The sequence below is a fragment of the Biformimicrobium ophioploci genome, assembly GCF_030270605.1.
Taxonomy (GTDB): Bacteria; Pseudomonadota; Gammaproteobacteria; order Pseudomonadales; family Cellvibrionaceae; genus Biformimicrobium; species Biformimicrobium ophioploci.
The window spans coordinates 332,454-356,617 of the sequence record NZ_BSYJ01000003.1; the positions used below are offsets into that span (position 1 = coordinate 332,454).

20 protein-coding genes are annotated in these 24,164 nt (G+C 58.5%); 13 read left to right on the forward strand and 7 right to left on the reverse strand.

Translation table 11 applies throughout. The features are described from left to right. The first annotated feature begins 71 nt into the window (after positions 1-71). From QSJ80_RS08200 to QSJ80_RS08210, 3 genes are read left to right on the forward strand one after another with little or no spacing between them, the layout of a single operon-like run. On the forward strand, positions 72-257 hold the full coding sequence (locus QSJ80_RS08200) for a hypothetical protein (RefSeq protein WP_285763947.1): 186 nt from the start codon (positions 72-74) through the stop codon (positions 255-257). Further along, positions 254-949 (forward strand): response regulator transcription factor, encoded by a 696-nt coding sequence (locus QSJ80_RS08205; protein WP_285763948.1) that lies wholly within the window; start codon positions 254-256, stop codon positions 947-949. The genes QSJ80_RS08200 and QSJ80_RS08205 overlap by 4 nt, the downstream gene beginning before the upstream one ends. 23 nt (positions 950-972) lie before the next feature. Further along, entirely contained in the window at positions 973-2,253 is a 1,281-nt protein-coding gene (locus tag QSJ80_RS08210) for a sensor histidine kinase (RefSeq protein WP_285763949.1), read from the forward strand. Here the strand turns inward: QSJ80_RS08210 and QSJ80_RS08215 are convergent. Beyond that, on the reverse strand, positions 2,240-2,968 hold the full coding sequence (locus QSJ80_RS08215; protein ID WP_285763950.1) for a polysaccharide deacetylase family protein: 729 nt from the start codon (positions 2,966-2,968) through the stop codon (positions 2,240-2,242). The two genes, QSJ80_RS08210 and QSJ80_RS08215, sit on opposite strands and share 14 nt — an antisense overlap. Positions 2,969-3,177: 209 nt before the next feature. On the opposite strand from QSJ80_RS08215, the gene QSJ80_RS08220 reads away from it, so the two are divergent. Further along, complete coding sequence (locus QSJ80_RS08220) at positions 3,178-3,519, forward strand: hypothetical protein (protein WP_285763951.1); 342 nt, start codon at positions 3,178-3,180, stop codon at positions 3,517-3,519. A gap of 16 nt (positions 3,520-3,535) precedes the next feature. Here QSJ80_RS08220 and QSJ80_RS08225 read toward each other — a convergent pair whose 3' ends face one another. From QSJ80_RS08225 to QSJ80_RS08235, 3 genes are all read right to left on the reverse strand, one after another. Beyond that, positions 3,536-6,718 (reverse strand): efflux RND transporter permease subunit, encoded by a 3,183-nt coding sequence (locus QSJ80_RS08225; RefSeq protein WP_285763952.1) that lies wholly within the window; start codon positions 6,716-6,718, stop codon positions 3,536-3,538. A gap of 29 nt (positions 6,719-6,747) precedes the next feature. Beyond that, a complete protein-coding gene (locus QSJ80_RS08230) occupies positions 6,748-7,764 on the reverse strand; it encodes an efflux RND transporter periplasmic adaptor subunit (RefSeq protein WP_285763953.1) in 1,017 nt (338 codons plus the stop codon). A 204-nt stretch (positions 7,765-7,968) separates the two neighbouring features. Further along, positions 7,969-8,208: an HP1242/YdcH family protein gene (locus tag QSJ80_RS08235; protein WP_285763954.1), complete on the reverse strand. Its 240-nt coding sequence runs from the start codon at positions 8,206-8,208 to the stop codon at positions 7,969-7,971. A 246-nt stretch (positions 8,209-8,454) separates the two neighbouring features. Here QSJ80_RS08235 and QSJ80_RS08240 point away from each other — a divergent pair, with 246 nt between their 5' ends. The 7 genes from QSJ80_RS08240 (at position 8,455) to udk (ending at position 16,133) form a co-directional block, all read left to right on the forward strand. Next, the gene (locus QSJ80_RS08240) at positions 8,455-9,735 is read left to right on the forward strand and encodes an efflux RND transporter periplasmic adaptor subunit (protein ID WP_285763955.1); all 1,281 of its coding nucleotides are present in this window, start codon (positions 8,455-8,457) and stop codon (positions 9,733-9,735) included. Positions 9,736-9,792: 57 nt separating this feature from the next. Further along, the gene (locus QSJ80_RS08245; protein WP_285763956.1) at positions 9,793-10,494 is read left to right on the forward strand and encodes an ABC transporter ATP-binding protein; all 702 of its coding nucleotides are present in this window, start codon (positions 9,793-9,795) and stop codon (positions 10,492-10,494) included. Between the two features lie 10 nt (positions 10,495-10,504). Further along, positions 10,505-11,818, forward strand: coding sequence for an ABC transporter permease (locus QSJ80_RS08250; RefSeq protein WP_285763957.1), 1,314 nt, complete (start codon positions 10,505-10,507; stop codon positions 11,816-11,818). 10 nt (positions 11,819-11,828) lie between these two features. Further along, a complete protein-coding gene (locus QSJ80_RS08255; RefSeq protein WP_285763958.1) occupies positions 11,829-13,037 on the forward strand; it encodes an ABC transporter permease in 1,209 nt (402 codons plus the stop codon). Between the two features lie 146 nt (positions 13,038-13,183). Next, positions 13,184-14,173, forward strand: a complete 990-nt coding sequence (gene rdgC / locus QSJ80_RS08260) for a recombination-associated protein RdgC (RefSeq protein WP_285763959.1) — start codon at positions 13,184-13,186, stop codon at positions 14,171-14,173. Between the two features lie 65 nt (positions 14,174-14,238). Next, on the forward strand, positions 14,239-15,480 hold the full coding sequence (locus tag QSJ80_RS08265; RefSeq protein ID WP_285763960.1) for a NupC/NupG family nucleoside CNT transporter: 1,242 nt from the start codon (positions 14,239-14,241) through the stop codon (positions 15,478-15,480). A gap of 32 nt (positions 15,481-15,512) precedes the next feature. After that, the gene (gene udk, locus QSJ80_RS08270; RefSeq protein WP_285763961.1) at positions 15,513-16,133 is read left to right on the forward strand and encodes a uridine kinase; all 621 of its coding nucleotides are present in this window, start codon (positions 15,513-15,515) and stop codon (positions 16,131-16,133) included. A gap of 5 nt (positions 16,134-16,138) precedes the next feature. Here udk and QSJ80_RS08275 read toward each other — a convergent pair whose 3' ends face one another. The 3 genes from QSJ80_RS08275 to gltA form a co-directional block, all read right to left on the reverse strand. Beyond that, complete coding sequence (locus tag QSJ80_RS08275) at positions 16,139-17,851, reverse strand: sulfatase-like hydrolase/transferase (RefSeq protein WP_285763962.1); 1,713 nt, start codon at positions 17,849-17,851, stop codon at positions 16,139-16,141. 145 nt (positions 17,852-17,996) lie between these two features. Beyond that, positions 17,997-21,338 carry an amidohydrolase family protein gene (locus QSJ80_RS08280; protein ID WP_285763963.1) on the reverse strand — a complete coding sequence of 1,114 codons (3,342 nt, stop codon included), beginning with the start codon at positions 21,336-21,338 and terminating at the stop codon, positions 17,997-17,999. A 206-nt stretch (positions 21,339-21,544) separates the two neighbouring features. Next, positions 21,545-22,822 carry a citrate synthase gene (gltA, locus tag QSJ80_RS08285; protein ID WP_285763964.1) on the reverse strand — a complete coding sequence of 426 codons (1,278 nt, stop codon included), beginning with the start codon at positions 22,820-22,822 and terminating at the stop codon, positions 21,545-21,547. Positions 22,823-23,427: 605 nt separating this feature from the next. Here gltA and sdhC point away from each other — a divergent pair. Next, positions 23,428-23,802, forward strand: a complete 375-nt coding sequence (sdhC, locus tag QSJ80_RS08290; RefSeq protein WP_285763965.1) for a succinate dehydrogenase, cytochrome b556 subunit — start codon at positions 23,428-23,430, stop codon at positions 23,800-23,802. Further along, positions 23,796-24,164, forward strand: a complete 369-nt coding sequence (gene sdhD / locus QSJ80_RS08295; RefSeq protein WP_285763966.1) for a succinate dehydrogenase, hydrophobic membrane anchor protein — start codon at positions 23,796-23,798, stop codon at positions 24,162-24,164. The genes sdhC and sdhD overlap by 7 nt, the downstream gene beginning before the upstream one ends.

A 24,164-nucleotide genomic window follows, 5' to 3' on the forward strand; every position in this document is an offset into this window, starting at 1 on the left:
GGCTGCGATTTTGGATCTTGTAGGCCTTGCGGCCTGATGACCAAGTCGCATTGGTGGCGCCCAGGAATGTGGTGCACAATATTACAGATGAGAAGGTGTGGCTGGTGACGGCAAATGACGATGAGCATGCTTCAAAGAAAGATAACGAGTATTTGTTCAGCCAGATTGCCAGCGATAATAAGAAGCACGTTCAGATGGAAGGCGGGCACGTGTTGCCAGAGGGTTACTTTCAGGCACTAAGTGGATGGTATGAGTGAGCAAGGCAAAACTCAAAATTCTGGTCGTTGAAGACAATATTGCGATATCCAAAAACATTGCTGCGTTTATGGAAAAGCACAATGTGGAGCTGGATTTTGCCTACGATGGCCAGCTTGCCTGCGAGCTGGCCTTGTCGGAATACTACGACTGCATCGTGCTGGATATTGCCATGCCGAAGATGGACGGATTGCAGGCCTGTAAGTTGCTCCGTGAGAAATCGGCACGGCATATCCCTATTATCATGCTGACGGCAAGAGATACCCTGGATGATAAGCTTGCCGGGTTTGCCCAGGGGGCCGATGATTACCTCACCAAACCGTTTGCCCTGGAAGAGCTCTATGCGCGCTGCCAGGCTCTGGTCATGCGGCAGTCTGCAGCTTCCTCAAAGGTAATTGCCCTGGGATCCGGCAACAAGGCAGTCAGTCTTGATATCACCAGTAAAAAGGTGCAGCGGGCGGGGAAAGATATCCATTTGCAGCCTATCCCATTCGCCATCCTGAAAATGCTGATGGAAGCACATCCCCGGGTCGTTACGCGCAGCGAGTTACTCGAAAAGATCTGGGGCGGTGAGTCGACGCAGTCAGATGCATTGCGTTCGCATTTGTTCCAGCTAAGGAAGGCTCTGGACAAACCATTTGAGGAGCAGGTCATCAAAACTATCCACGGGGTTGGCTTTAGCCTGGACCTATGAGCAAGGCAGGATAGTTATCCGTTATGATTTTTAATCGAATTCGAACGCGCGTAGTGGCGTATTTCATCGCTACTGCCGTATGTATCAGTCTCTTGTTTGGCCTCCTCGGTCTGCTGTTCTCCTATTACGTTGAAGACGCCATGTTCAATCAGCTGCTGGTGGACGAACGTGAGCGGATAGAGCAGCAACTGGAGCGTGGCGAAACACCCGTTCCGACCCTGGCATACGTGCAGTATTACCCCGATATCAGGCTACTGCCCGGGGAAGTCCTGACGGTTCTGGATGAAGAGCCAAACCGGGTTGAGTTTTCGGGTGCTGATGGTAAGCATTATCACCTGAAGCACCTGGATCAGGGGGTTATCTTGGCCGAGGTCAGTGACTATCTGGTAGTGCGCAAGATCAAGGGCGGAATGGCCTATATACAGCTGATCATACTGGCTGTGATAGTCCTGATCGTCGCGCTGGTCGCATGGTTCATGGCCAAACGCCTGATCCGTCCCATTGACCAGCTTCATGCCGTGTTGACAGACGTCGAGGGCCAGGAGCTTCCCGTCGGCTTCTCGTCACAGTTCGGCAATGATGAGATCGGCATGTTTGCCAAGGAGCTGGACAGCGCGCTGTCCCGGGTCCAGGCGTTTATTAAACGTGAGCAGGATTTTACCCGGGATGTTTCGCACGAACTGAGAACCCCTGTTGCGATCAGTCAGGGGGCGGTATCTCTGCTAAAGGACACCAGGCTGGACCGGGAGCAGCAAGAGCTGGCAGATCGATTGGAGCTGGCACAAGAGCAGATGCAGCAATGTATCGATGGGCTACTTGCCCTCGCGCGGGAGGAGGGTTTTCGGGAAGAGAATGTTCGTATTTTACCGCTTCTGGAGAGCGCCATTGTTGAGCATCATCAGCTGCTTGAAACGAGGGTCGATGATGAGACCGTCAAGAAAGATGTTGAGCTGGATCTGGATGTGGCGCCCGATGTCGAGTTCTGGTGCGATGTGCAGGCTATGCGCATTATTCTTGGAAACCTCATTGCCAATGCCTTTGCGCATACTGACTCCGGTACCATCCGTATCGTGGCCGGACCGGACACACTGACCATCAGTAACACCGGAACGCCAATCGACCCTGAATTGCTGCCGGATATTTTTCAGTCTGGCATCAAGGGAAAGCAGAGTAGCGGCTATGGTATTGGCCTGTCTTTGGTTCAACGCCTGTGTGAGCGGCTGGGAATTGACATTTCCATAGAAAGTGATGAAAGCAGGATAGCGGTCGTGCTGAATTGGGCTCCGGGTCTTATGCCCCGCTAGAACCCGCCTCAATCAACTCCGAAACCGTCACAAACCGGTAACCCTTTTCCTTCAGCCCCTCAATGATCTGCGGCACGGCCTCCATTGAATTCTTACGGGCATCAAACATCACGTGCATCAGGATGATGGAACCCGGTTGGATATGCTCAATCGCGTAATCGGCAATGGCTTCCGGTTCGGCGTTGAGCGGCAGGTCGCTATCGGGGGCAAGATCCCACATGACACTGGTCATACCTGCCTCTGACAGGTAGTAGGGCAGTACAAACAGCTTTTTGCCGTAGGGCGGCCGGAAAGTAATGTTCCGTTCATAGCCGGACTGGCGGATGATCGCGGTGGTTTTTTCAATTTCATCACTGACGAAATCATAAGGCTTGAACAGCATCCGGCTATGGGTATAGGAGTGGTTGCCGATCTCATGGCCGGCTTGCCAGATCAATTCCGCCAGCACCGGGTTGCGCTCCATGGCGCTGCCCACCAGGTAGAAAGTGGATTTCACGTCGTGGGAGGCGAGGATTTCCAGGATCTGCTGAGTTTTGCCCTGGGTTGGGCCGTCGTCAAAGGTCAGGGCAACCAATTTCTCCTGGCTCTCTACCCTGGGGACTATTTCACCGAAGAACTGGAAAGAGGTGCTTCTGCTGGCCTGCAGGAGGCCAAGGGCCACAAGGAGCACCGCAAAAAGCAGTATGGCGGTGCTGATAATTACCTTCTTGATCATTGATGCGTTTCCGCTCCCCATGCATCCAAGCGCCCGCAAATCGACGCTTTTTTATACAGTGGTCTGCAAGCATATCCGTGCTATAGGAGAAAAGCGAGTCATCCCGTCGTATCTGGTGTGGCTAAGCTGTGAAAGTCACGTGGCTTTGGCTAAACCTATCGGCTATCTATAAAGATGCATTAACCCTGTATTCCCCATGGAGATCTGTTATGCCCTGTTCCAGAGTGGCCTCACACGACAATCACGACCACGGCCCAGGCTGTGGCCATACCGCCATCCGTCATGGTGACCACGTAGACTATGTTCACGACGGCCACCTGCACTGCCCGCACGAGGACCACTACGACGACCACGTTATTGAGGTGAGCGACGCCAACCCGGACGGGTGTGCGCCGGTACATTCCTGTGGCGGCCATGTGCATGGGCCGGGCTGCGGACATGAGGCAGTGCCGCATGGTGACCATATTGACTATATCGTCGACGGGCGTCTGCACCATGTGCATAACGGGCACTGTGATGATCACGGCCCGGTGGAAGTTTTAAAAAACTGATCCGGTAGCGATCTATTTACGAGGCTTCCGGATCCGGCGCGCGCGCCTTCCTGCGCCGCGCCTGCCACCGGAGCGCCATGGTAGTAAGTGCCGGCAGGGCGGTTAGTGTCACGACTGTCGAGGCGATAATGCCGGCCATGACAATTACACCCACGCCCCGGTATAGCTCGGTGCCGGCGCCTGGGAGTAACACCAGCGGTGCGATGCCGAAGATGGTGGTGATGGACGAGATTGCGATGGGGCGCAGGCGGCTGCTGACCGCCTTTTGCACGGCATCTATCGGGCTCATGCCCAGCGTTTTTACATTCTCCGCGGCGGTATGCACGATCAGGATGGGGTTGTTGACTACGGTGCCCATCAGGATCAGGAAACCCAGCATCGAGATCATGTCGAACGGCTGGTGAAATCCCTCCAGACCGAGCCCCCTCGCTGTTGCACCAATCAGGTTGAGCAGTGCCAGTCCCGCTAGGCCACCGGCAATGCCCAGCGGGATGGTGGTCATGATCAGCAGCGGGTATCCCCAGTGGGTAAAGATCGCCACCATCAGCAAGTAGATGATGATCAGGGCCACGAGGTAATTGTTACTGAGCGATTCCCGTGTGGCATCCAGCTGGTCCGCAGCACCGGAAATGTTCATGCTCACCCCCGCAGGAATCTCGCCGTTATCGCGCAGGTATCCCACCAGTTGTTCGCGTACCCGCTCCACCCCGGTTTCCAGTGCCACCGAGCGCGGCGGGATGATATTCAGGGTAATGGTGCGGCTGCCGCTTACCCGTCGTACGGTGCTGGTATCCACAGTTTCACGAATGTTCGTCAGGTCCGATAGTGGCAGGGCGACCCCGGCAGGCGTCTCCAGGAAAATACTCTCCAGTGTGTCAATGCTGGCGTTTGCACCACCGCGGTTGAACAGATAGATATCGATCTTGTCGTCGTCGTAAAAGAATTCATTGACGAAGGCGCCGTCGGTCAGTGCGGCCACGGAAAAACCGATCTGTTCCGCGCTCATGCCCAGCTCCGCAGCGCGCTCCCAGTCGGGCTCTATCTGTAGCAGTGGCTGTGCCAGTGCGAGGCTCGAGGGTTCCGTCTGGATACTGGGGCTCTCGAAAATCTCCCGCGCGCGATCGTAGGCTTTGCGCGCCACTTCATAGAGTTTGGCCAGGTCTGGCCCGGAAATATCGAGACTGACGCTACGGGTACCGCCATCGTTGCTACTGATGATGGAACCACGCGCGGCGAAGGCGCGCATGCCCGGATAGGTTTCGTATTTCTTTACCAGCCCCTGCATCAGTGCATTGATATCCTGCGGGTGCTCGGGCTCGGAAATAACCAGCAGGCGTTGCGGCGATACGATCATAAATGCGTACTTGATCGGCGGCAGGCCACCGGGTAAACGATCGGGTAAGTCATCGGGCAGGGCATCGCCTTCGGTCTTACCGGTCGCAGGGCGCAGATACTCGTCAATCTCTCCGGCGATGCGCTCCATGGTCGCCAGGTTATAGCCCGGCGGCGGGCTCAGGCTGGCAAAGGTTTTGGCCTCTTCGCCTTCCGGCAAGTACTCCGCCGGTGGCGTGAGAAAAATTGCGATTGCGGCACTCGTGGCGACGGCCACGGCTATGGTGGCGAGGCGCCGCTGCGGGGTCTCGAGCAACCAGCCAACCGCGCCGAGAATCGCGCTGCGGACAGCCACCCGCTGCCGGCCGCGCTCAAAGGCGAAATGTAAATCCATATGCGCACTGGCCGTGGGAATTACCACAATGGCCACCAGCATGGAGGTGAGGATGGCGGCGGAAATCGCAATGGCGACATCCGAGTAAAGCTGCCCGGCTTCCTCTGCGATAAAGACCACCGGCAGGAATACCATGACCGTGGTCAGGGTAGAGGCGAGCACGGCAGGCCAAACAGCAGACACGCCCTTGATCGCGGATTCCAGCCGGCCGTGCCCTTTCTTGCGCTCTTCCTCGATGCTTTCAAGTACCACCACGCTGTTGTCCAGCGTCATGCCAATGGCGAACGCAACGCCCGCCAGAGAAATGACATTGATGGTGCGGCCAGCCATCAGCAGCCCAAGGAATGCGGCGATGGTACACACCGGAATGCCGATCACACCAAGCGCTGTGGTGCGCGCAGACTTCAGGAACAGGTACATGACCCCGGTTGCCAGCAGTGCGCCGAGCAGCAGGTTCTTCCATACATTGACGAGGGAGCCCTGCACATAGACCACGTCGTCCGCGGTGCGCGCCATCTGCAGGCCGGCGGGTTCGAGGATGTCGCGATTGACACGCGCGACTTCCTCCATCATGGCCTTTTTGATGCGGATGACATTGGAGCCGCTCTCGCGCCGCACTGACATACCGAGCACCTGTTGCCCGGCGAAGTAGGTGGTGGTGCGTACCCGCGAGTGGTCGAGCACCACTTCCGCCACATCGCCAAGGCGCACGATGGCATCGCCTTCCCGGCGCAGGATTAGCTGGCGCAACGCTTCCAGGTCTTCAAACCGGCCGATGGTGCGCAACAGGTAGCGGCGCTTGCCGGACTCGATTTCACCGCCGGAAATATCCCGGTTACGGGCGTTGATGGCGCTGCGTATATCGGCAATGGTCATCCCCATTTCCGCCAGCTTCTGCGTATCGAGGCGGATCTGGATCTGGCGGCTGGCACCGCCCCAGATATCCACCTGGGCGACCCCGGGCACGCTGGAAAGGCGCGGCCGAATGTGGTCTTCAAGGTAGTCGCGCATCATGTTGATATCGAGCTGGCGCGGATTGCCCGGCAGCGGCGAGATACGGAAATACATAAATGCATTGGAGGAGAACGAGGTGGCGATCACCCGCGGTTCATCCACATTGAGCGGGTAGGTGGGTACCTGTGTCAGCGCATTGATGACACGAATGGTGGACTGGGTGATATCGACCCCGAAGGGAAATTCCAGCTCAATTCGGGCACTGCCAAAGTCGGCAGTGGAGCGCAGTTTCTGCAGGTAGGGAATGTTGCGCAGGAACTCTTCTTGCTCGATCAGGATTTCCCGTTCGATATCCTGGGGTGTGGCGCCTGGCCAGCGGGTTTCCACGCTGATGGTGCGCACTTCCAGATCCGGAATCATCTGCACGGGAATACGCATAGCTGCCAGTACGCCAAGCACGCACAGGATCAGGGTGCCGACCGCGACCAGCACGCCATTGCGAACAATTCCTTCGAACATTCCGTTGTTGCTTACCAGTTTTTATGCGGTTATTCGGGCTTGCGCACGATCACCTGCAGACCTTCGCTCAGTGCCTCGTTACCGGTGACTATGACCATAGCCTGCTCGGTGAGACCGGAACGGATTTCAACCTGCCCGGAGAAGCTGATTCCCGGGCTGACAATTACTTCGGTGACTGGCAGAGGGGCGCCATAGGCGCTGCCGCCTCCCGTGACCCAGACGGTTACCCGGCCATCGGGGTAGCGAATCAGGGCATCCCGCGGTACCGCAATGCCGCTGCGACCGGTGGCCAGGCGCAGCTTGGCACTCACTGACATGCCGGGGATCAGTGCACGCCTGATCGTGGCCTGGTCCCCGTCCTTCTCTATCCGGGCGCGGAGCAGGAACGTGCGGCCCTGGTCGCGTGCGAGCGGCACTTTTTGTTCTACTGTTGCCACTGACCGGCTGCGCTCGAGGTCCGATAGCTGCAGCTGTATTGCATCGCCGGCCTGTATCCGCGAGAAGTAGCGCTGGGGCACCTGCAGGTCTGCGAAATAACGCTGTGGGGTGATCAGCTCGAACAGTTCGTCACCCGGATCCACCCATTGCCCTACCTCGGTGAGCTTGCGCGCCACTATGCCGTTGAATGGAGCCTCGATCCGGCGGCGGGTGAGCAACGCCTGCTGTCGCGCGACTTCTGCCTCGGCCGCGCGCAGGGTGGCCTGGTCTATGTCTACCTGTGCAGCCAGGTCCTTTACCTGAGTTTCCGCGATGTAACTTTTTTCGATCAGTGCGTCTACTTCCGCCAGGCGGCGCCGGCTCTTGCCCAGGGCCGCCCGGGCACGTTGCACCTGTGCCTCGGCGACCTGCAGGTCGATCTGGTTCAGCTCCCGGTCCAGGTCTGCCAGCGATTGGCCCTGCCGGATTTCATGGCCGGCATCCACATGCACGGCCGCCACATAGCCCGATACCTCAGCGGAGATACGCGATTGCTGAAACGGCGACAGGCTGCCGCTGACGGCGACTTCCTCGAAGATGGGTTGCGCGGTGACGCGGATGCCCTCCACCAGGATCGGTTTGGAGGCCTTGTCGGGCTGTGCAGGAACCGGAGTGCTGACGAACGCTGCACAGCAGAAAAAACACAGCCAACAGAGCGCCCGCCGCCGAGCCAGTGACAGTGTCGGGGGCGGGCGGATTGGTATTGCCGGTTTCTGCGTCCTTGCGATTATGCGACCGTCCTTAAGTTTTCGGTCAGGTGAACTGGCGCTGTGTTAGTTGCCGTTGAGGCGGCGGTAAAGGTGGTCTTTGAGTTGAGCGCGTTCCCGCTTCAGCTGGTTGAAGCGATCGTCGTTGACGGGAACATTGGCCCCTTCGAGCCCCCTGATGGTCTTATCGAGTTCGTGGTACCTGTCACTTTCTGCTTTGAAGTCGAGATCCTGTTGTTGTAACTGCTGAATCTGGTCGGCGAACTGGGGGAAATCGATATGCAGGGCGTGACTCGTGATGGACATTGACAGGCCTCCTGGTGTCGGCTGATGACTGAATTGGCGGGTGGGTTTCCTGCGGGTAAACGCCGGGCCCATAAGTAATTAATAGAGAGGGGAGTGGAGGCTTGCAAACTGCGATTGGCCAAAATGTGGCCGCATCTGCATTTTTTTGCCTGACCCTGCATCCAATCGCTGTTGGCGCTACGTCACAGATACAACGGCGGGTTATTGAGAGTTGAGCGCGCCGGCCAACTGGTACGGATAAAAAGAATGATCAGAGATACCTCGGGGCAGGACGTGGTTCTTCGCCCAACGGCAGCCTGGCGCAAGCCAGAAAACCTTTTCCGGCTGCTGGGTGGATTTGCCGCCGCTGCGCTGGTGGCCTGGGGTCTGCTGGCGTGGCGTGAAATAGATTCTGTCGATGCAGTCATTTCCCGGGCGCGCCTGAATATTGCGGAAGTCCAGCGCGGTGATCTCGTGCGAGACCTGGTGGTGCAGGGCAAGGTTGTGGCGGCCAACAGCCCGACGTTGTTCAGCCCGGCCCAGGGCATTGTGAAGTTCTCTGTGAAGGCCGGCGATCTGGTTGAGCGCGGCCAGTTACTGGCTCAGATGGAAAGTCCGGAGCTGGCAAACCTGCTCGCGCAGGAACAGGCGATGCTGAGTAAGCTCAATGTTGAACTGGAGCGCCAGAAGATCCAGGCCAAGCGCCAGCGGCTGGAGAATACCCAGAAGGCGGATCTCGCTCAGGTCAGCCTTACTGCGGCCAGGCGCGAATTACAGCGCGCCGAAATTTCCATGGAGAAAAACATCATTTCCCGCCTCGATTACGAGAAAGTCGGGGACGACCTCACGCGTGCGGAGCTGGAGTACGAGCAGGCGGTGCAGAACAGTGCACTGGAGAACGAGGCGCTGGCGTTCGAGACCCGTACCCTCGAGCTCCAGTTGTCCCAGCAGACGCTGCGGGTCGAAGAGCTGGAGCGCAAGGTCGGTGAGTTGAATATCGTTTCGCCGGTCTCCGGCGCCGTAGGTAGCCTCTCGGTGGCACAGCGCAGCGCCATCGGCCCGAACCAGGCATTGATGACCGTTGTTGACCTTTCCAGCTTCGAACTGGAGGCAGCGGTACCGGAAAACTACGCGGATGACCTCGGCATTGCCATGGCGGTTGAGATCAATCTTGGCGGGCGGCGCATGCCCGGCGAGGTCACGGCAATCTCGCCCGAAGTCATCGATAACCAGGTGATTGCGCGAGTGCGTTTTACCGAGGGCCAGCCGCAAAACCTGCGCCAGAATCTGCGCCTGACCGCGCGCATCCTGCTGGAGAATCGCACTGATGTGGTGATGGTCCGGCGCGGCGCATTCCTGGACCAGGACGGAGGCCGATTTGCCTGGAAGCTGAATGACGAGGGCCAGGCTGTGCGGGTGCCTATCCGTACCGGTGCACTGGGGCTGAGTGAAGTCGAGATTCTGTCCGGTCTGGGTGCGGGTGACCAGATCATCATATCCGCAGTACAGGACCTGAACGGTGCGCAGATAGTCGCCCTGACAGATTGATCAAAGCATTCGTAATAAAAAAAACGTAACAAACATAACTACGGCAGGAACAACCCAATGTTGAAAATGCACAATATCCGCAAGGTCTATCGCACCGATACGATCGAGACGCACGCGCTGCGCGACTTCAGTCTCGAAGTGGAAGAGGGCGAATTTGTTTCCGTCACCGGGCCGAGTGGTTCTGGCAAGACCACATTCCTGAATATCGCAGGCTTGCTGGAGACCGCTACCGATGGCCAGTACCTGCTGGACGGTGTGGACATCAGCAAACTCGGCGACAGCGATCGCTCGCGCCAGCGCAACGAAAAAATCGGGTTTATCTTTCAGGGCTTCAACCTGATCCCGGACCTCAACCTGTTCGACAACATCGATGTGCCGCTGCGCTATCGTGGTTTCAACAGCAAGGAGCGGCGCCGCCGTATTGAGCATGTGTTGCAGCTGGTTGGCCTGTCAGCCCGCGCAAAATATCTACCAGCCCAGCTATCGGGTGGCCAGCAGCAGCGTATTGCCATCGCGCGTGCGCTGGCCGGCGAGCCACGTTTCCTGCTGGCGGATGAGCCAACCGGTAACCTCGACTCGGAAATGGCGGCGCAGGTAATGGAGTTACTTGAATCCATTAACAGTGCCGGAACCACCATCATCATGGTGACCCACGACCCGGAGCTGGCCGCCCGCGCGCGCCGCAATATCCAGATCGTTGACGGCCGGGTGAGCGACAGCAAGGCAGCGCCGGTAGCGCCCGTCGCTGAGCCGGCATAAGGAGGTCGCCATGCTTGGATATTATATTTCCCTGGCGATGCGCAGCCTCAGGAGCATGCCGATTCTCAGCAGCCTGATGGTCGCAGCCATTGCGGTGGGGGTGGGTGCCGCCATGACTGTGCTCACAGTCAACTACACCATGTCCCGCAATGCCCTTCAGCACAAGGACGATGTATTGTTCGCGGTACAGCTGGATAGCTGGGACCCGAACAAGGCCTATGACAGTGTTAATGAGCTGCCAAAGGAGCTGACTTACCAGGATACGCAGGCACTGCTGCGCTCTGATATTCCCACGCGCCAGGTCGCGATGCACCGGTATGGTTTCACCGTGAGCCTGGATGACGATTCCGTGCGTCCATTTACCGCCGAAGCACGTGTGACCACCCGCGACTTCTTCGCGCTGTTCGATGTGCCATTCCTGTTTGGCGGCACCTGGGAAGATGGCGCCGACAGCGGGCCTGTAAAGCAGGTGGTGCTGTCGAAAGCCACCAACGACAAACTGTTCAATGGCGAAAACAGTGTTGGCCGTATCGTGAACCTCAAGGGCGAGCCGTTTGCGGTAGTCGGCGTGATCGCCCACTGGAGCCCGTCGCCAAAAGTTTATGACCTGAACAACAACCCTTTCGCGGAGCCGGAGGAACTATTCATCCCGTTCGGGTTGCACCGGACCTTTGAAATCTACAGCTGGGGTAACACCAACGGTTGGAAGAATGATGGGTTGGAAGGCTATGAGGGGCACCTGCAAAGCGAGTCTGTATGGATACAGTACTGGGTTGAGATGGATTCCTCTGAGCAGCGCCAGCGCTATGAAGACTTCCTGACGGGCTATATTCGCGAACAAAAGGCGCAGGGGCGGTTCGAACGCCCTCTGAAGTTCGCGCTTTCCAAGCCGTCGGAGTGGCTGGTCATCAACGAGGTGCTGGGTGACGATGTACAGGTACTTGCAGCGCTGTCGCTCTCGTTCCTGCTGGTGTGTGTGGTTAATGCAGTGGCGCTGTTGCTGGCGAAGTTCCTGCGCAAGGCGCCGGAGGCCGGGGTGCGTCGCGCCCTTGGTGCCAATCGCAAGGCGATCTTTATACAGCACCTGGTAGAGAGTGGGGTGATCGGGGTGCTCGGCGGTTTGCTCGGGATAGTGCTGGCGCTGATCGGGCTGGCGGGAATCCGTTACCTGACGCTGGGTATGGTCGACCGGATTGCAACCATGGACTGGGTGATGATGCTTTCTTCTGTCGGGCTCGCGATTTTTGCAAGCCTGCTTGCCGGGCTCTATCCCGCATGGCGTATCAGTAACACCAACCCATCTGTTTACCTGAAAACACAGTGAGGCAAAAATCATGCTGGAATTAAAACCCATGCTGTCTGCGCTGTGGCGCAACAAAACCTCAGCTTTCCTGATTGCCCTGCAGTTGGCACTGACCCTGGCAATTGTCAGTAATGCCGGCGTTATCGTCAGCGAACGCGTTGAAAAAATCGCGCGACCTACCGGCATGCAGGTGGAAGACCTGATTTCCGTCACCTTCATGCCGATTGCGCAGGAATATGACATGGCAGGCGCGGTTGCTGCAGACATGGACCTGTTGCGCGGCCTGCCGGGTGTGGTGGATGCCTTCCCGACCAACCAGATCCCGGTCTCCGGTTCCGGTTCCGCAAGCCGCTACTTTTCTGAACCGAACCAGGAAATTGGCGGCGAAGTAGCGAATTACTATCAGGTAGACCCGAACTTTATCAATACACTGGGCCTTGAGCTGGTGGCGGGCAGGAATTTCACCGCGGCCGAAATGGACGTGATGGGCCCGAATGAGAACTACGATGCGCGCGTCGCAATCATTACCCGCGATTTCGGCGAGGCACTGTTCCCCGGCGAAGAGCCACTCGGAAAGTTTTTCTTTCCCCTCGGGGAAAACAACCCGATCGAGATCGTGGGCGTGATTGACCGGCACCTCGGTGCCTGGGTGGGTTGGCAGAAAGCGGGGCAGGTTGTGTTTTACCCGTTGCTAATCAAGACCAACCACAAGCGCTATATGATCCGCGCCGAGCCTGGCCAGCGCGATGCAGTAATGAAGCTGGTGGAGGAGAAGCTCGCGCAGCGCGATGCCAACCGCGTGTTGCAACTTGAAACCCTTTCTCGGGACCTGGAGCAAAGCTATATGAGCGATAACGTGATGGTAAAGGTGCTGTCCGCCGTGATCGCACTGTTGACCTTTATCGTGAGCCTCGGGATTGTTGGCCTGACCATATTCTGGATCAACCAGCGCCGTAAGCAGATTGGTATCCGGCGTGCACTGGGCGCCACGCGCGCCAATATCAGTCGCTACTTCCTGTTGGAGAATGGCCTGATTGCCGCCCTGGGCATTGCCATGGGGTTCGCCATCGCCATGCTGATCAACCGCATGATGGTGACCAGTTTTTCCCAACCAGCCATGCCGGCTGGCCTGCTCCTCAGCTGTGCGGCACTGTTGCTGCTGGCCAGCCTTGGAGCCGCACTGGTGCCGGCGCTGAGGGCGGCCAATATCTCCCCGGCGACGGCAACTCGCAGCGTCTAAAAAACACACACATCTGACTCGCGGGACTACCCCCTGGTCCCGCGAGTCAGTGAGTGCCGGGCTCTGCCCATCCGTGTAAAATCTCCCGCCTGCATGCAACTCCTGCCTTCCCGGCTGGCGATAAAAACAACAGGCGATCAATTTTTATGTGGTTCAAGAATCTTCGCGTTTACCGTTTCACTAAACCGTTCGAACTGACCGCTGAGGCACTGGCAGAGAAGCTGGAGCCCGGTGAGTTTGTCCCCTGCGGCAGCCAGGACACGCAGCGCCGCGGCTGGGTCGCCCCGTTGGGTCGGCACGGCGTGGAGCTGGTGCACGCCGCCAATGGCCGTTTGCTGCTGTGCGAGAAGCGCCAGGAGAAGGTGATCCCGGCAGCGGTTGTGAACGAGCGCATCGAAGAAAAGGCGCTGGCCATTTCAGAGGCGGAGCATCGCCGTGTGGGGCGCAAGGAGCGCCAGAATATCAAGGATGAAGTACTGCTCGAGATGCTGCCAAAGGCATTTGCCCGTTCCAGCGTGCAGCACGCGTTTATTTCTCCAGCGGACAATCTGCTGGTGGTCAACGCTTCCTCTGCCAAGCGCGCGGAAGAGCTGCTGGAAAGCCTGCGCGAGGCTGTCGGCAGCCTGTCCCTGATTCCGCTGGGCACCAAAAACCTGCCGCTGCAGGCCATGACCAGTTGGCTTACGGCAGGCGAGCCGCCGGCAGAGTTTGAGTTCGGCAGTGAGTGCGAACTGCGCGACCTGTCCGGCAACGAGGGGGTCATCCGCTGCCGCAATCAGGACCTCTACGCGGAGGAGCTGCAGAATCACCTGGTGGCAGGTATGCAGGTGTCCAAGCTGGGGCTGGTCTGGAAGGATGGCATCGAATTTATCGTCGACGACCAGTTGGCCATCAAGCGGGTCAAGTACTCCGATGCCGTGCAGGAAAAGGCTGATCGAGCGGATGGTGCCGACGCCGCCCAGCAGCTGGATATGGAATTTGCCGTGATGACGGTTGAGGTTATTGCCATGATCGAGGCTTTGCAGTCTGCCTTTGGCGGATTGGATACCGAAGGCCGGGATGTCGATGAAATTGTGGCACGCGCAATGCGGGCTGACAGTGACGCCCAGCTCGCACGCGAGGTCGAGGAAGTCTGATCACGCGGGGCGCCCTGCCTCTTCTATCCTGACGGGAATCTACTGATTTCCATCAAGATGCCACTATGACCTCGGTCACCAGTCTCGTGGGAATGGCGTTGCTGCTTTGCATCGCCATTGCCTTTTCTGAAAATCGCAAGGCGATTCGCTTCCGCACGGTGGGTTGGGCGTTTGCGCTGCAGTTTGCCCTTGGCGCATTTGTGCTGTTTGTGCCGTGGGGCAAGGCGGTGCTGGAGGCCGCAACCAATGCCGTTTCCGCCGTGATTGGTTACGGCAACGAAGGCATTGAGTTCATTTTCGGTCCGCTCGTTTCGGACAAGATGTTCGAGGTGTTCGGTGATTCCGGCTTCGTATTCGCGTTTCGCGTACTGCCGGTCGTCATTTTCTTTTCTGCCCTGATCAGCCTGCTCTACTACCTGGGTGCGATGCAATGGATCATCCATGTGATCGGTGGCGCCCTGCGCAAGTTGCTGGGCACCAGTGAAACAGAATCGCTGTCAGCGACCGCCAATATCTTTGTGAGCCAGACGGAGGCGCCGCTGGTGGTGAGACCCTACCTGTCGCGCATGACCCGTTCCGAGCTGTTCGCGGTAATGGCGGGCGGCATGGCGTCCGTGGCGGGTTCAGTACTCGCCGGTTATGCTGGGCTCGGGGCAGACCTCAGCTACCTTATCGCAGCCAGCTTTATGGCCGCTCCCGGGGGGCTACTTTTTGCAAAGTTGCTGGTGCCTGAGACCGAGACGCCACACGAGGAACTGGTGGAGCAGGTGCCGGAACAGGACCAGCCGGCGAATGTCTTTGATGCGGCGGCAACCGGTGCGGCCAACGGCCTCAAGCTCGCGGTGAACATCGGCGCAATGCTGCTGGCCTTTATCGGCCTGATTGCACTGATCAATGGTCTGTTTGCCGGCGTTGGTGGCTGGTTCGGGTTTGAGGGGCTGACGCTGCAGAAGGTGCTGGGTTACGCCTTTGCACCACTGGCGTGGGTGATTGGCGTCCCTACAGATGAAATCGCGGCGGTGGGCTCCCTTATCGGGCAGAAGCTGGTGCTGAATGAATTCGTCGGGTTTGTGAGCTTCGCGGAAATCAAGGACGGCCTGTCGCCGGTCAGCCAGGCCATTGCCACTTTCGCGCTTTGCGGTTTCGCCAACTTCGGTTCCATTGCGGTGCTGCTTGGCGGTCTGGGGGTACTTGCACCGGACCGGCGCCAGGAAATCGCACGTCTCGGCCTGAGGGCGGTATTGGCAGGCTCACTCTCGAACCTGATGAGCGCCGCGATAGCCGGGTTCTTTATCGGTATCGGCTAGGGCCGGGAAAAGGCAGGGGGAAAGGGACAGGCATGCCTCACAAAATGTTACTGGTCGGCATTGCCGGAGCGTCGGCTTCGGGCAAGAGCCTGCTGGCAAAAACGCTGGCGCGATCCCTGCCTGCAGATCAGGTCAGCATGATCTCCGAGGACTCTTACTACCGCGACCAGTCGCACCTGACCATGGAGGAGCGGGCCAGTGTGAACTACGATCACCCGTCTTCAATGGACCATGAGCTGCTTACCCGTCACCTCGAGGCATTGAAAGCGGGGCAGGCGGTGGACGTGCCGGTTTACGACTATTCGATCCACACCCGCAGTGACAAGGCCGAGCATGTAACTCCCACCTGTGTGGTGATCGTCGAGGGTATCCTGCTGTTCACGGACAGCCACCTCCGCGACTGGTTTGACGTCAAGTTATTCATGGATACGCCCCTGGATATCTGCCTGATCCGGCGATTGCACCGGGATATCGAGGAGCGCGGCAGGACGCTGCAGTCTGTCTTGCAGCAGTATGTGCAGTTCGTGCGCCCCATGTACCTGCAGTTTATCGAGCCCTCAAGGCAGCACGCCGACCTGATCATCCCGCGCGGCGGCAAGAACGAAATTGCGCTGGATCTGATCCGCACCAGGCTGCACGCTCAGTTGGGTTAGCCGCTTTAGTGGCCCCAGTCTCCCTGATTGTCTGAGCCCGGAATCTCGAACTCCAGGTATTCCTTCAAATCAAATGGCATGGCCTCCACCACCGCTTTGACACGATCGGCGATCGCCTCAGTTTCCGGCCTTGCATTGGACAGCCCGGTATAGGGAATTCCCTTGGCGTTGGGCACATCCGGGTATTTTTTCTTGAACAGCCGGTGCCTGGCCACCATCTGGTTGAACTGTCCCTGGGTATGGATCAGTGGGGTCAGCTGTGGGTTTTCCTCCCGCGGATCCATATAGAGATCGAAGTACGCCTCCGGCATACCGGAGGCCGCCACATCACCGGCACCGATCCAGTGGCGCTTGTAGCGGCCCTTGACGGTCGCCCCCAGCTCATGCCCCGCGTAGATAAACACATAGTCGCGGCGGCTGTTGCCATCACCCTTGAGCAGCAGCGCAGTCTGGTCCAGGCCGTCCACTATGCGGTCGGTGGGGATGTGACTGGTGGCATTGCCGAGTCGGGCGAAGGTCGTGTACAGATCTGTGACGTGGATGATATCCCCCACAACCTGGCCGGTATCGATCACCCCGGGCCACCAGGCAAATGCGGGTACGCGCACGCCGCCCTCGGTAAAGTCACCCTTGCCACCGCGGTACATCATCGGCAGCATGCCCCAGCCGGGAGGCGGGCTGTGTACCATCGGGCCGTTGTCCGCCATGGCAATAAACAGCGTATTCTCCGCGATGCCGAGTGTTTTCAGTTCTTGCATGAGTTGCCCGATAAAACCGTCAACTTTTGGAAACGCATCTGCGACCTTGAGCCCGGCAACACTGTTCTTCGGCATGACGGGTGCAAGAAAATTCAGGAAGTTTGGCCAGTAGGAAACAAAGAAGGGTTTGCCTGATTTGGCATTCTTGCGAATGAAGGCGAGGGTACGTTTCTCCGCCTCCGTGTCCAGCTTTTCATAACATTCATTGGATGTGCCGCACCATTCCTTGCCCTTTTCGCCCTTGCGGCCCTCGATATTCATCACCCAGCCCTCCGGCACCAGGCCCGGCTTGTCCAGTGCGTAAGGGTCGGGTGGGTAGATTTCCGGGTGCAGCCCCAGTACCGCATTCACCGCGTTGCCTTGCGGGTTGTACACCGAGGTCAGCTGGTTCATGGGCGTGAACAGGGCCTCATCGAACCCCTGGTTGTGCAGGTAGCTTTCCTCTATGTCACCCAGGTGGCCCTTGCCGAAAAACGCGGTGGCATAACCTGCTTCGGACAGTACTTCGGCGATGGTGACTTCTTCCTTGCGCAGCCCGGAGAATTCGTGCGGCATACCGACTACGCCCATGCCGTGTCGTACCGGGATGCGCCCCGTCAGCATTGCCGCACGGGTGGGGGTGCAGGACGGTTCCGTGTACATGCGGGTGAAATTGATTCCCTCTGCCGCCATTCGGTTGATATTGGGGGTCTCATAGCCGAAGTTTTTTTGCAGGGCCGGGAAGCCCACCGCGCCAAATGCGGTATCGTCCCAAAGCAGGTAGACAATGTTTGGCGGTGCGCCGTGTTTTTCCTTCAGCGCCGCCAGCTTTCTGGAGAGCTCCTTGTCTTCCTCTGCCCAGCGTTCTCCGTGTTGCTGCTTCAGCATATAGAACTCGGCATCGTGGATGATTTCGCTGACCGCGGGACAGGAAACAAGCAGGCTGAGGAAAAATACGAGTGTAATTCTGGAACTGGACATCTGGCTTCCCCTTGAGACTCCAAAGGAAAGACTAGAAGAAGGCTTGGGAGAATTGGCGCGGAGATAGGGATAGGTACGGTTAATTCGTTTTCTTGCTGCAAATTAAAAAGGGCGCCGTGTGGCGCCCCTCTGGTGAGATTTGTGATCAGTGTACCCAGTGGTGACGCTGCTGCTTCTCCTGGATTGCCTTGGCGGTCGGTGCCGGCATGGCACTGATCGGCAGGCGCTCGTGGAAGAAAGCCATGCGCTGGTCGCTGTCCAGTTCGTTCATGCTCTCCGCTTCGAAGATGCGGCCATTGATCACCGTGTAAGCCACTTTCTCCGAAAGGCGCAGGTCGGACAGGACATCGCCGTCGATGATGGCGAGGTCCGCCAGTTTTCCGGCTTCGATACTACCGATATCGTTATCCAGGCCAAGGTAGCGGGCACCGTCGATGGTGCCGGCACGCAGCGCTTCCCAGGCAGAGAAGCCACCCTGTTCCATCATCCACATTTCCCAGTGCGCACCCAGGCCTTCACGCTGGCCGTGGGCACCGATGTGCACAGTCACACCCTTGTCGCGCAGCTGCTTGGCATGCTTGGCGACGTTGACGTGGTTGTAGTGCGAATCCGGCGCGGTCGGGCGGCGGATACTACGCGGGTTGACGATGTAATCCGGCGTATAGGTGGTCAGGCGCTTGTTCTTCCACACCTCGGTGCGGTCATACCAGTAGTTCTCGCCGGAGAGGCCGCCGTAGGCCACCACGAAAGTCGGCGTATAACCCACTTCGGTCTGGCTCCAGAGCTGCTCCACATCACCGTAGATATTGGCGATCGGCAGGGAATGCTCAACACCGGTGTGACCATCCACAATCATGTTCATGTTGTGCTGGAACTTGCCGCCACCCTCGGGCACCACCATGATGTTGTGCTTCTGGGCCGCCGCCAGTACCTGCTGGCGCTGGTCGCGGCGCGGCTGAGCATAGCTCTTGACGGAAATGGCTCCCATCTCCTTCATGCGGCGGATATGGAACTCCGCGTCTTCGAGGGAGTTGATCTTTGCCTTGTAGCCAAGTGCCTTAGCGCCGTACAGGATGGTGCCGGTAGAGAAGATGCGCGGACCGGTGATGATGCCGGCTTTCTGCATTTCCGCGGCGGAGAAGATCTCGCTGCTGTCGTTGGACGGGTCGTGGATAGTGGTCACGCCGAATGCGAGGCTGGAGAACAGGTTCCAGTTCTGCTGCGGGATGATTTCCTCGCGACCCTGGGGGCCGTGCGCGTGTGCGTCCACCAGTCCGGGCATTACGGTCTTGCCGCTGACATCCATCTGGCGCGCGCCCGCCGGGATCTCGACTTCGCCAGCCTTGCCGACCGCCGCAATACGGTTGCCTTCAACAATCACGACGCCGTTCTCGATGATCTCCTGCTCGGCATTGGCATTGCGCATGGTTACCACGCTGCCACCGACGAGGGCGAAAGTCTGCTGCGGTACCGCAGTGTCTGTACTGAAGCCCAGGTGGATACCTTCTTCAACCGGCTCCGGCAGCTCCGCCGGTGCGCCCGGCAGGAATGCAAAGGCATCCTTGAGCTTGCGCTCGAACAGGCGCGGGCCGTGGGCCCAACGCAGGGTGCTGCTGTCACCGGACCAGTGCAGGTATTCACCGGCCTGGCCGGAAACCTGCTTGACCGCAACGGCCTTGCTTTTCGGGCTGATGGTCTCGGATTTTCCGGTCGGCATGAATGGTGCTGCGAATGCCTTGAAGTCCTGGGTGAAGGCGATCCACTTGCTGTCCGGGGACAGGCGGAATGAGGTGATCTCTGCACCGTTCAGGTGTTCGCGCTCTTCCTTGCCCTCCAGGTTCATGCTTTTGAACATGACCTTGGCGGAACCTTTTGCCCAGCTGACATCACTGAAATAGACGCGGTCATTGTCGGCACCGAAGTGCGGCTCGAAGCCATCCTTGTTGATGCGGCGCTGCCAGCGGCCGCGCGCATCGGCCAGGTAAATACCAGGCTCCAGCGAGTACTCGGGGCTCAGCAGGTAACCGCCGGTGAAGCGGCGGTAGGTAACCAGTTCGCCGTTGGGAGAGAAGGCGGGCTCAACGTAAAGGCCGGGCTGGCTGGTGACGTTGTAACCGCGGCCGCTGCGTGCGGAAACGGAGCGCACGTGGCCAAGTTTTTCGTCATCCCAGGAAACGTAGGTGATGCGGCTGCCATCGCGGGACCAGCTCGGGTAGAACTCGAAGTGATCCTCCTGGCGGGTCAGGCGGCGCTGTGCGCCGGTGGCGAGGTCCTTGATGTAGATCTTGCCCAGTGCCTGGAAGGCAACCTGCTTCCCATCCGGGGACTTCTGTGCCCAGCGGATCATCTTCACATCGAATTTTTCCGGGGCCACATCGACGGCATAGCGCACTGCCGGGGCAACCTGCTTATCCACCTGTACGTGGGCAACGATTTCCGTGCGCGCGGAGCCGTCTGCCGGGATGCGATGGAACTTGCCGCCGGTCCAGACTACGAGGGATTCACCGTCCGGCATCCAGTCGTACTGTACGTAGTTGCCGTGGGAGCCGAAGGTCTCCTGCAGGTCGCGCTCGAGACCGCTAAAGAGCGGCTTCTCGAGGCCGGACTCCAAGTCCTTGATAAACAGGCTGGTCTTGTTGTCCTGGCGACGGATGAATGCCAGCTTGTTGCCGTTCGGGGACGGAACCGGGGAGATAGCGCCACCGGGGCCGGAAACAAACTGCTCTTCCTTGCCGTCCAGCAGGTCGTAGCGGTTGATTGCGAACAGGCCCTCGGTGGAGTTCTTGTTGTACTCCCAGCGGGTGCCTGGGGTCACATCAATTGAGTAATAGATGTAGCGGCCGTCCGGGGAGAAGGCCGGATCGGAGATGTTTTTCTGCGCAACCGGGCCACCGATGCGCTCCTTGATCTGGCGACCGGTACCGCCACCGATGTGGTACATCCAGATTTCACCCGCGGCGATACTGCGGGTAGACATGATGCCCTTGCGAGCCACCAGGAACTGTCCGTCCGGGCTCCAGTTGGGGGAGTGGATCACGTCCTCGCCGGTTTCGCTGGTGATGGCCCGCAGGTTGCTGCCATCGCGGTCCATGACCCACACATTGTCCGTGCCGTTACGGTCACTGACGAATGCGATCTGCTTGCCATCGGGGCTGAAGCGCGGCTGGTGGTTCCAGGCCAGCTCATTGGTAATCGGGGTGGCCTTGCCGCCAGAAACCGGCATGGTGTAGATGTCACCGAGCATGTCGAAGATGATGGTGCGTCCATCCGGGCTGATGTCGAGGTTGCTCCAGGTGGTTTCGCGCGTGTCGATGGCGATCTTTTTGAGCTCGAACGGGGGCTTGTTTACGTCCCACTTGTCGGCCTTCTTTTGTTCCTTGCTTGCGGTCTCGGCAGCAGGTGGGGTGGCCACCTCCTTGGCTGCGAGGCTCGCCTGGGTGGCGACCAGCAGCGCCAGTGCGGCGCCGGTTCTGACTATTTTCTGCATCGTAGTTCCCGATTGAGTCCACCGCTTGTGGCGGCAGGTTTATTGGAATTTGGGACGCTTAACCTAACGGCTGGTGGGGTAGGGCGCAAGCGGGGTGCGGCAAGTTGAAGCTGGCGCCGGTCGGCCGGGGCCGGCTATAAAGAGCGGGGCACAAAAAAGCCGGGGCATGCCCCGGCTTTCGGTGGAAACGAAGTACCGCGACTGGCTTACGCCGGGTAGTCGCGCTTCTCGTAACCGGTGTACAGCTGGCGCGGACGGCCAATCTTGTACGGGTTGGAGATCATCTCGTTCCAGTGCGCAATCCAGCCAGCGGTGCGGCCGGTGGCGAAGATCACGGTGAACATATCGGTCGGAATGCCGATTGCCTTCATGATGATGCCGGAGTAGAAGTCGACGTTCGGGTACAGCTTCTTCTCGACGAAGTACTCGTCTTCCAGCGCGATCTGCTCCAGCTTCTTGGCGATCTGCAGCAGCGGGTCGTTCTCTGCGCCCATGGCACCCAGTACCTGATCGCAGATACCCTGCATGACGCGGGAGCGCGGGTCGAAGTTCTTGTAGACGCGGTGACCGAAGCCCATCAGGCGGAACGGATCGTTCTTGTCCTTGGCTTTCTTCACGTACTCGCCGATGCGGTCGACGCTGCCGATTTCCTGCAGCATGTTCAGTACCGCCTCGTTGGCGCCACCGTGTGCGGGTCCCCAAAGGGCGGCAATGCCGGAAGAGATACAGGCAAACGGGTTGGCACCGGAGGAGCCTGCCAGGCGCACGGTAGAGGTGGAAGCGTTCTGCTCGTGGTCTGCGTGCAGCAGGAAGATGATGTCCATCGCCTTGGCAACGATCGGGTCGATCTTGCTCGGCTGGGTCGGCGTGCCGAACATCATGTGCAGGAAGTTCTCGGAGTAAGACAGGCTGTTGTCCGGGTACATGAACGGCTGGCCCTTGGAGTGCTTGTAGCACATGGCGGCCAGGGTCGGCATCTTGGCAATCAGGCGGTCCGCGGAAATACGGCGGTGCTCCGGATCGGTGATGTCCAGCGAGTCATGGTAGAAGGACGCAAGCGCGCCAACCACACCGCACATCATCGCCATCGGGTGCGCGTCGTAGCGGAAGCCCTTGAAGAAGTTGACGATAGATTCATGAACCATGGTGTGGTTCAGGATGGTGTTGACGTACTTGTCTTTCTCGGCGGCGGACGGCAGTTCGCCGTTCATCAGCAGGTAGGCTGTCTCGAGGTAGTCGGACTTCTCCGCCAGCTGCTCGATCGGGTAGCCGCGGTGCAGCAGCACGCCCTTGGCGCCGTCGATAAAGGTAATCTTGGATTCACAGGAGGCCGTCGAAACGAAACCCGGATCATAGGTAAACATGCCGTTGGCAGTCAGACTGGCCACGTCAACAACATCGGGGCCCAGTGTGCCGGAGCGAATCGGCAGGTCGATACCGCCTTCCTTGCCATCGATAGTAAGGTGGGCTTTCTTTTCAGACATTAACAGACTCCTGAAACTATTGTTCTGATCTGGCCAAAGCGGTGGAATATTGTGTTGTTGTGACCACCAGTGCGTGTGTGTTCCCTGGCCCGCAAAAGCGGGGCCAACTATAGTCCCGCGGGCCCGCATGTCAATTGGTTTAAAGTCGTAGTCCGGCGCGAAAACGAGATTATCTGCGGCTCTGGCGCCGCCTTTCTATTGAAAATCCTTGCCTCTGGCGGGTGGTGCCGGAGTTTTAGTTTGTCAAACAAGTGTTTGAACTGTTTTTGTGCTGAACTCCATCTGGTGCGCCGGAGTGTCGACAATTTACCCCGCTTTTGTTCGTTTTAGGTGCCATTCGGTGACAAAGTGAACGCTGGTTATCAAAAAATGAAACCCGCTGCAATTCGACGAACTGCGCGCCTGGGGTTGAATTGTTTTTTAAGGCGCAAATGCCTATAATCCGCGCGGCTTGCGCCCGGCCAGGGGGGCTTTGCGCGCACTAAAAGGGTGCTTCACCCTGAGCGCAGGGCTTGGCCGGAGTTCGCAAAAACGCGGCTTTATATGCCGTTCGACTCTACAGTGAAATTGGTGCCCAGTTTTTGGGGCGACAAGGTGTCCTACCAGTGAACCACAAAAGACCTGTCAATCTCGACATTTCGACGATCAAACTCCCCGTAACCGCGAAGGTTTCCATTCTGCATCGTGTCTCTGGCGTCATTCTTGTCGCTGCAGTCGCTGTACTGATGTGGATGCTGGATACCAGCCTGGAATCCGCGGAAGGGTTTGCTTCAATCTCTGAAATCTTTAGCAGCACGCCAGCCAAGCTGCTGCTCTGGGCCTGTCTTGCAGCCCTGGCTTATCACCTGGTGGCCGGCTTGCGCCACCTCCTTATGGATATGGGGATCGGGGAATCCCTGGAAGGCGGCAAACGCGGCGCGGTGCTCGTGTTCGTGATTGCCCTGGTATTGATCGTACTTGCGGGGGTTTGGGTATGGTAACCGCGGCAACCAGCTTTGGCCGTAACGGCCTTGCCGACTGGGTTGTACAGCGCGCGTCCGCGCTGGTGATGACAGCCTATGTGTTCTTCCTTCTTTATTTTATTTTCGCAACACCGGACTTCGGTTACGAAGCCTGGAAAGAGCTCTACAGCCAGCTCTGGATGCGTATTTTCAGCCTTCTGGCCCTGCTTTCCATCGTCGCGCACGCCTGGATCGGGATCTGGGCGGTGCTGACGGACTACTTCACTACCCGCCTGATGGGGCCCAAGGCGACCGCGATTCGCCTGGTCTGCCAGCTGCTGCTCGCCGTGGTGCTGGTGACGTTCCTGGTCTGGGGTATTGAGATTTTGTGGGGGTTATAA